Here is an 8,582-nt window from a genome sequence, read left to right as displayed (position 1 = left end):
GTTTTATATATGATTAACACAAATACTCTAATATCAGTAATTTCACTAATGTTATTTATATCAATTTGCGTGATCTTATTCTCACTGTTCCTCATTTGTTTATAAATAAGTGTCAATGTTTACGCTTTCTAAATAGGATTAGATGTTACTTAATTGTTAACTTTATTAATGGTTAAGTGACTCTGAAAATAAGTCAATTTTATATAAAGGATTAAAAAAATGAACAAAGTTTTTAAGGTTGTTGCTGTATCTGCACTTTCTATCTCTTCTGCGAACGTTTTCGCGGTAAGTGACACTTTTGATGCAACACTCGAAGTAAAACAAGCAATTACAATGATAAAAACAAGTGATCTTGATTTTGGTGTCATCACTTCAGATAACACAACGGATGTTGTTATTGCTCAAGCAGATGCAGGGGCGGCAGCGTTTACTCTTTCTGGAGAGTCTGGTGATGCAGTGACCGTTAGTATTTCTGATACAAACTTGGCTAACGGTGCAAATACAATCGCAGCTGAATTTGACTTTAATAATGCAATCACTCTAACCGGTGGTTCTGCGGATCTTAAAATTGGCGGTACAGCTCGTACTTCAAGTGCGACATTAGTTGCTGGTACTTATACTGCAAACGTTGCAGTTGATGTAACTTACCAGTAATTATATAAAACAAGTCTAATACTTACGGCTGTTACTTATCAGCCGTTTTTACTATGAACTTTTTTTTAAAATACGTTGCCTGTATTGGCCTAATTATTTATTCAAGTCCATTTCATGCTTTAGAAATTATTCCTGAAAATATGGAAGTGAAATTTCCGGGTATGTATATCTCTGGATCAGGACAAAATGCAGATGCAAATCCAGCCAATGGTCAGGTCTATGTGGTGCGTTTTTACGCTGAAGGAGAACCAGGCAAGAAAATTGTGGTATCTCTCCCGTCTAAACAATACCTCAATCACTCACGTAAATCTAAACGTCTCCGTATTCGAAAGTTTTATTTTGGTTGTGGTTTATCAAAACGAGGTAGAGCAAAAATCCAAAGTAACGGAAGAAGCAAATTACTGTGTATTGGTGCAAAAGTGAAAATTGGCGCTAATCATCCTGCTGGCATTTACACCAGTACTATCCCTTTTGAGGTTAATTATAAATGAAGTTGTTCATCTCATGTGTCCTCGGCTTACTCTTCTGTGCTCAAGCTCATGCCCAACTCCTTATCGCGCCAACTCGTTTTGTTTTAGATGCTGATACATCTGTGACGGAAAAAATCGTGGTTGAAAACAATTCTGATCAACCCATTCGTCTTGAGATTAAACCGATCTATCGTCCAATTAAGGCCACTGGCTTGGTACGAACCGATGCAAACGTGACGGAGTCTGAAAATATCGCCAATTGGATCAAGGTGTCACCACCTATTATTCGAGAGCTAAAACCTAATCAAAGACGTACAGTTCGTCTGCGTATGAACGCGCTTCCTGATGATATGCCTGACGGCGAGTACCGTGCTTACTTGTGGTTTTCTCCTATCGCAAAGGCGAAAGAGTTATCTGAATTGGATTTGTCGGCTAAGGGCCAATCCAATAATGGGTCAGCATTCCAGCTTAACTTTCACATAAACAGCTACGTGCCTGTTTATGTGCAGAAAGGTAAGCAGATACAAGACGTAAAGTTTACTTGTGAAAACCAGAGCCTTACCATTCGCAACGATGGTAACTTTCAGTTCAATGCTAAGTTGAATGTCGATGATCACAGCGAAAAATTGGTGTTGCTGCGTAATGCTGAGCTAACGAAATCTTTCCCTATAGGATCCAAGGTGTCTTTGCTTCAAGACGATCAGTCGCTGCACGAATGCATTTTGTAATGTTTGCATTCTTGGTGCCGCGTATGCTGTTAACGTCTGTGTTTGTGACATTTGTGTTTTTGGCATTTGTGCGGTTGATATCGTTCCAACCAGATCCTGTGTCGTAATAGCGAATCGTGTAAAACAGAATGTTCAAACACATGGTCTGGCAAGTTCTCTTGTCGCTCTCTTTATTCTTGTCTTTGTTACCTTTAGGTGCACAGTCATCACCTAGTGATGATGCAAGCGAACTTTACCCCGCGCACATTGAAGTTCGAGTCGGGAGAGTGGGTGACAGTTTTTATCGCGTAATGATGGATGACTACGAAGAGCCGTTTATCTCGATCTCCAATGCGGCCTTTTATTTGTTAGAAATGAATGGCCAGTGTGATGAAAGCGGGTACTGTGAAATCTACTTACCGCAAGATGTAGGAAGAGAATCACCGCCTTATATCGTGGATACCCAACAAGCCATCTGTTATCGAGATGACAATAATATCCAGACGATCAAATACGAAGTGATTGACTCGAAAACCTATATACATTGGTACAGTTTACAAGCCTGTATCCCTGCTAAAGTCCGTTGGGACATTGATGATTATCGCCTTACTGTTACTCCTGAATTCAGTTCACTGACTGAGCTCGAAGCTGTCATCTCTAAGATAAAGAGCGAGTCTCGACAAAAAGCAGAAGCCTTAAAACAGGTTGGTAATATCCCTGCTATTGAACCACTGGCTAGTGTGGGGTTAGCGGCTCGATTTGCTACCTCTGTTTATCAGGACAGTGAGACAGGCACCGACGTTTACGCTATCTCTGACACTCTATTAACGACTGAACATTCCTTGTCGCGGTTATCAATCGATACTCGCGAAGATAACCCTGTCGTTTATTACAATATCGCGGTAGAAGCGCATGACGGCGAAGGGTCATTAGAAGTAGGGCATGTGCTGTTAGATGGCAGTGTTTTTACCGTTAATCAAACCCTAGAAGATGGTCTTTACTACACCAATAGAAAGCGTCAGTTGGAGTTTGGTAACCTGCAATTAGAGCGTACGACTGAACCGAATATCAGTATCGATGTACTGGTAAACGGAATTTATCAAAACACCTATCGCTCTGATGAATTTGGACGTTTTGTTGTCGAAGAAGACAATATTTCCCCTGGCGACACTATTAAGTTCCGCTATTACTTGTCCAAAGGTGTGTGGAGAGAAGAAGAGATTACGGTCGCGGGTTTAGAAGATGCATTCTTGCCTAGTAATGAGTGGGGCGTTGAAGTGGTTGGTAACGAAGGGGCCGACCGAGCGGGTGCAGTGTCACTGGAATATGGTTTGGCTGATTACTTCACGGTGGGCAGTGCTTTTATTAGGCAAGATGGAAAAGATCTTATCGGTTTGCAGGGGCGATACTTACCAACACATTGGTTTGCGGGCCATATTGGTTGGCTGCCGGACTTTAATCGTTTTCCAATGGAGTTTGATGTTTTGCTGGGCAGCGACCAGTCTGCCTCTATTGAACTCAATAAAACTGACGAGTTGGACTTGGAGTCGATGGAATACGATGTGTTCAAATATAATCTGTCTCTTGCCAACATTACGGCATTTCTAACAGTGAGAAACGACGAAGATGAATTGAGTGTTGAGCCGAAACTGAATTCCAAGGTCTCGCGCAATCTGTTTCTGTCATATTCAGGTGATTATCGCTACACCAAGGCTTCTCATCAAGATGACTATTTACACACCATTGGTTTGGCCAAAAGTGGTTTTTCAGACACGTCGTGGAATGTGTCAGGAACGGTCAATGGGTCTGGTCACCATGAACGCACGGAACTCTCTCTAAGGAATGCCTGCAAAGAATGTGTATTGGATCCGCTTAATGTTTTCCAAGAACTCACCACTAACGTATCAGCCCGGTATCAAAAGCAGGATATCTCGTTTACGGCTTCGGTAGAAGCACGTGTGAATCCTTATTTCGTGTTCAAGTTAGAAGGAAATGAAGACAGATACGGCGTAGAAATGACCACTGAATTTGGCGCGAAAACCTATTTTGATGAGAACATCGGAGAGTTTGTTGGGTGGAATAAGTACAATCATTCAAAGCTAACTGGGATTGTTTACGATCACCACAAACAGCCCATACAAGGGGTAAGCCTACAAATCTTGGATCAACGAGCAGTCAGTGACGCAAAAGGCCGATTTGAATTCACCAGCGTCCCAGCCAGAGATAGTCTACCTATCTACATAGATGAGGGAGCGCTTGACTTGAACCTAACGCCAATACAAAACCCTGTATTTGTGAATACCAAACAGGTAGGCCTGACTCATGCACACATTGAAATGGTGGTGTCATTTGGTGTCGATGGCACAGTAGAAGGCGACATAGAAAACAATGCTTATCTGCACTTTAAACACATTCAGAAAGGCACTGAGTATTCGAGCGAAATTGAGAGTGATGGCTTTTACATGGTAGAGGGGCTCATCGCGGGCAAATACATTGTGACTTTAGAAATGGGAGACAAGCGATACGTGCAAGGCGCCGACTTGAACGGAGATTTCTGGGTAAGTGACCTCACATTCAACCTAATTGATTTTCATAAGGTGTACTAAATCCGAATCCGATCGCTTTGATTAGTCTGAAGGAGGTGAGAGTATCAATTGGATTTTTTGTTTCATGGTCAACTTTCGGCTCCTCAAATCTTTGAATATAACCTTCCATTCTTGAAAGGTAACCACTATCGGGTTAAAACTGTTTACTGATTTAGTGACGCCGTAACGTACAGTTTCAACTTCAGGTTCGAACGTACTAAACAACTTATCCCAAATGATCAAAACGCCAGCGTAGTTCTTATCGATGTATTGCGGGTTTTTGCCGTGATGTACTCGATGATGCGAAGGGGTGTTAAAGATGTATTCAAGTGGCCCCAAGCTTCGTATCCATTGTGTATGGACGAAGAACTGCAAACCTAAATTCAGAAGCACCACAAAGATCACCCATCTAGGGTCGAAACCTATGATGACGAGCGGTACCCAAAATAGCCACATGCCTGCGAATGGGTACATCAAACTCTGACGAAAAGCTGTGCTAAAGTTCATTTTTTCTGAACTGTGGTGTGCGACGTGCGCGGCCCACATCCAGCGAATACGATGACTTGATCTATGGAACCAGTAATAGAAAAAATCTTGTAACACCATCAATACAACAAAACTCAGCACGCCCATCTCAATGTCCATTAAGCGCCAGCCGAATAGCCAAAGATACAGCTGAACCACGAATAAACCAGTTAATAAGTCGGAGAGTTGATGCATGCCTGCTAACACGAAATTACACATCACTTCTGGCAGTTTGTATTGAGAATTGCTCGGTAATCGGCCTTGTTTCTGACCAATGAAATATTCGGCCAACATACAGATTACGAACAAGGGCGCCAATACTAACAGCAGCCATTCTGGGTGATTGATCAATGAGTCGATGTCCATTCGCTAATCCTTGTGGCGCGATAGTTGTGTAATGTCTGACTGAGTTGATGAATTGGTTTAGCGTATTATTTTTTAGGTAGAGGCTTACCAGCGAGCAAAGTGATCTTCCGTTAGGCCAAGAACGCCATCGAGTTGATGAGTTATGCCGTCGTTGTCTTGAATTGAGCCAGAAAAGTGACCAATGAACTGACGAAAGTTACTCTTTAACAGCCATAAATTGAGCTTTTCGCTGCGGTTATTTAAGGGCGTAAAGATCAGGTTTATACGTCCATCTTGTGATGTTATCTGCCAAGGAAAGTTTGTATCTTGGCGACTAAACGTAAACTGTACCGGGTTAAGTAAGTGTCTGGTTCCATTTACCCACAATACGTTTTCGCAGCCTCCAGTTTCATTGACGCCCGCTGCGAGGTTCAGGCCAATATCAGTGCCATTGGATTGAGTGTTGATGCTTGCCCAGCGCCAACTGGTTTCACGCCTCATGTAGCCTGCTGAAAAGTCATACCCAGCAAGAGCTTGCGTGAGGTTTAATGATGTGCCCTTGATTTGGATGTCGCCGATTATTCGCACAGCATTGTGCTTTTGGGTGTAAGTCCAACCTGAATAACCCGTTGGGCTGCACATCGCCATAGGTAAGCTGTCGATTTTAGGGTCTAAAGTGACATCGGCCTTGATGAGCTTGGTATTCAAGCGAACTCGCCATTGTTTGCCTTTGATATCGAAAGCAATGCTTTGGCCGGCAATGCTTGTCTTTCCTTCAAATGGTGAAGGCGTTACGTGTTTATCAAACCCCAGCGGTCGTAACCATGAACACTCTTCTAGTTTGTTACTCTCGATATCGTACAGGTAACAAAATGCCGAGCCTAAGTAGCGAATATCTGCGATAGCGACACCAATAATGTGTGTGTCGGTGACGATACTGACAAACTGGAATTGCTTGTAGTGGAAGTGCCTCTGCCAAGGAGCTGCTTTTGAATCCATCGAGCTTCGGTAGTCAAAGTTCTCGATGTTCAGTTGTTTTGGGATGCCATCGAAATGTCCAATGATCGGCTGACCATTAGAATCAATCAAACTGTGTGGCGCAGGGTTCGTTTTTATCATTGCGATGGTTCACATAAATTTAACAATTAAAACCATTGTGCGATGAGTAGCGTAGAATTGGGAGGTCATATTCGGACAAGAGCACGTTACCAATCACGATTTTGTCAGCAGTGTTGTTGAAGCTGAGTAGTCATGCTTATGGGAATGGGTTAGATATAAGGAGAGACGATTGGAGATTATCGCGGAGTATAAGCCAACCGGACATCGGCATCAGTTGGGCACATTAGATATCGCGCTACTGTTGAATACCTTAGAGCAACGAGGTATCGATATTGAAAAGCTACTCATGGATGTGGGTTTGGAAGCCATGGATTGGCGAGACCCGAATGGAAAGCTGACTTACGCTGATAAACTTGCGTTGTTTAGCGCGGCTAATCAGAGTTTTCCTCACGATGGTCTAGGTCTTTGGTTGGGAGAGCATGCAAGTCTAAGTCACTTTGGTGTGTTGGGTTATGCGCTATCAACCAGTCAAAATGTCGGGGAGGCCATCAAGTCGGGCTTCAAGTATTTGCGCCTGAATGGGCCTATCTTCTCGGTTAAATTGTTTCTAGATTCCGAGCAAGCTGTGATTCAGATTGAGAACACCTTGGAAGTGGGTGATCTCCTTCCTTTCTGTAGTGAGTACTTCTTAAGTTCAATCGTCTCTTTGTTCAAAGAACTGACTGGTCATGAGTTGGATATTCATACTTTGGCTTTGCCTTACGCTCGTCCCAATTACACCAAGCTTTATGACAACCGCTTCCAGTGCCCGGTGATTTTTGAGCAAAACTATTGTGAACTGCGTTTTGATGTCTCGGTTTTATCACAAACCTTATTGACTCATGATGCTGCGACACTGAAGCGCTATCTCGCGTCTTGCCAGTCGATAGTGGAAACGCTGGACTCTGAGCATCTGCTGACTAACCAGATCAAAACGATTTTTTATCAAACTGCAGGCAGTTTCCCGAATATTGAACAACTCGCTGACGAATTTGGGTGTAGCTCTCGCACGCTCAGGCGAGAGCTAGTGACCCATGATTCCAGTTATCAAATATTGCTTACCGAAGTTCGAGTGGAACTCGCTAAAGAACTATTGCTCGGTACAACCATGAGCATTGATGACATCGGTGAAAGGCTCGGTTATAGCGACCCTGCAAACTTCAGAAGGGCGTTTAAAGGTTGGCTCAATAAAACACCTGCGCAGTTTCGTGACGGTTTAAGTTAAAGCGTTACTTGCTAAAAAATTGCTCCCTGAAATCGGATACTTGCTGCTGATAGTAACTGTCCCAATCTTGTTGAGTCCAAGTGGCATAACTTGAGGAACGCTGAGAGTCTAAGGTCGCTTTGAGCTGATCCAGTTGCTCGTGGTAAGTCATCACTGTTTGTTGCTGTTTCGCGACTTGGTGTTCTCTTGCGGTAATGTTGCTGGCTTGCATTTCATCTAAGTAGGTCTCTTGAAGGTCGGCTTTGAGTGAAACTATTTCAGCAGGGCTATAGCTGCTGGGTATCAAAGAGACTGCCAGTTCATATTTTTGAAGCGCTGTCTCGGCGTTTAATGTGCCCGTATTGTTTTGCCATTCACTAAGTAAATCTTGATAGTTGGCCAAAAACTGGCTCGCTTCGTTTTCTTTAAGGGTGTTTGCGTCGAGCGTAAAATCTAGATGTGCAAACTGGTCTGCGAATAGCTGGTGGGCCAACTCTCCCCATACTTGCTGTGCAGATTGTTTGAATAGGGCAACACGCTCTTCAAGAGTTTCTATGGATTCGAGCGGAATCGTACTTTCCCTTACTTGCCAATCAGCAGAGAGCTTCGGGTAATCACTCAATAGTTCAAACCATTCTATCGGTAATTCAGATTTCAACTGCGCGAGTTGTTCAGTGCAATTGCCCACTTGTTGGCAAAGCGTCCAAAACTCATCGAGCTCATCAAGCAGCACCTTACCTTCAAGTTCAATTAGGTCTTCTGCATACGCTTTTCCGTGAAGGTTTTCAGCTTGGACTTGTTTTCCTTGCGAAACGGTATTGTCTGAAAAGCTTGCTGTCTTTGATGGGGGACTATTGTCATCAGTCGTTTTAGAAACGTGCTTTTTTGCTTCTGTGTGTTGGACAGAAGATTGCGATGCTTCAATCGATTTTGATGACCATGAATAGCCAACAATGCTCGTCACAGCGACGAGCATTAGGGTTAATATAACTCG

At 43.2% G+C, this 8,582-nt stretch carries 8 protein-coding genes; 5 read left to right on the top strand and 3 right to left on the bottom strand.

What is annotated here, in order from left to right:
- Positions 1-219: 219 nt before the first annotated feature.
- From L8S15_RS16505 to L8S15_RS16490, 4 genes are all read left to right on the top strand, one after another.
- On the top strand, positions 220-654 hold the full coding sequence (locus L8S15_RS16505; RefSeq protein ID WP_010441224.1) for a DUF4402 domain-containing protein: 435 nt from the start codon (positions 220-222) through the stop codon (positions 652-654).
- A gap of 53 nt (positions 655-707) precedes the next feature.
- On the top strand, positions 708-1,145 hold the full coding sequence (locus tag L8S15_RS16500; protein ID WP_016786202.1) for a DUF4402 domain-containing protein: 438 nt from the start codon (positions 708-710) through the stop codon (positions 1,143-1,145).
- Positions 1,142-1,852: a molecular chaperone gene (locus L8S15_RS16495; protein WP_016794029.1), complete on the top strand. Its 711-nt coding sequence runs from the start codon at positions 1,142-1,144 to the stop codon at positions 1,850-1,852. Before L8S15_RS16500 ends, L8S15_RS16495 begins: the two co-directional genes overlap by 4 nt.
- A gap of 128 nt (positions 1,853-1,980) precedes the next feature.
- Positions 1,981-4,437 carry a carboxypeptidase-like regulatory domain-containing protein gene (locus L8S15_RS16490; protein ID WP_280574233.1) on the top strand — a complete coding sequence of 819 codons (2,457 nt, stop codon included), beginning with the start codon at positions 1,981-1,983 and terminating at the stop codon, positions 4,435-4,437.
- 21 nt (positions 4,438-4,458) lie between these two features.
- Here L8S15_RS16490 and L8S15_RS16485 read toward each other — a convergent pair whose 3' ends face one another.
- Both L8S15_RS16485 and L8S15_RS16480 read right to left on the bottom strand, forming a co-directional pair.
- Entirely contained in the window at positions 4,459-5,307 is an 849-nt protein-coding gene (locus tag L8S15_RS16485) for a sterol desaturase family protein (RefSeq protein ID WP_016789522.1), read from the bottom strand.
- An 84-nt stretch (positions 5,308-5,391) separates the two neighbouring features.
- Positions 5,392-6,405 carry a DUF2804 domain-containing protein gene (locus L8S15_RS16480; protein WP_065100329.1) on the bottom strand — a complete coding sequence of 338 codons (1,014 nt, stop codon included), beginning with the start codon at positions 6,403-6,405 and terminating at the stop codon, positions 5,392-5,394.
- 169 nt (positions 6,406-6,574) lie between these two features.
- Between L8S15_RS16480 and L8S15_RS16475 the strand changes: the two genes are divergently transcribed.
- Positions 6,575-7,609 carry an AraC family transcriptional regulator gene (locus L8S15_RS16475; RefSeq protein ID WP_016786198.1) on the top strand — a complete coding sequence of 345 codons (1,035 nt, stop codon included), beginning with the start codon at positions 6,575-6,577 and terminating at the stop codon, positions 7,607-7,609.
- A gap of 4 nt (positions 7,610-7,613) precedes the next feature.
- On the opposite strand, the gene L8S15_RS16470 is transcribed toward L8S15_RS16475, so the two are convergent.
- Positions 7,614-8,564: a chromosome partitioning protein ParA gene (locus tag L8S15_RS16470; protein ID WP_102421277.1), complete on the bottom strand. Its 951-nt coding sequence runs from the start codon at positions 8,562-8,564 to the stop codon at positions 7,614-7,616.
- Positions 8,565-8,582 lie beyond the last annotated feature (18 nt).

This window comes from Vibrio sp. S/42/10 (genome assembly GCF_029890535.1).
Lineage (GTDB): Bacteria > Pseudomonadota > Gammaproteobacteria > Enterobacterales > Vibrionaceae > Vibrio > Vibrio cyclitrophicus.
This window is presented reverse-complemented; position numbering and strand designations above follow the sequence as displayed.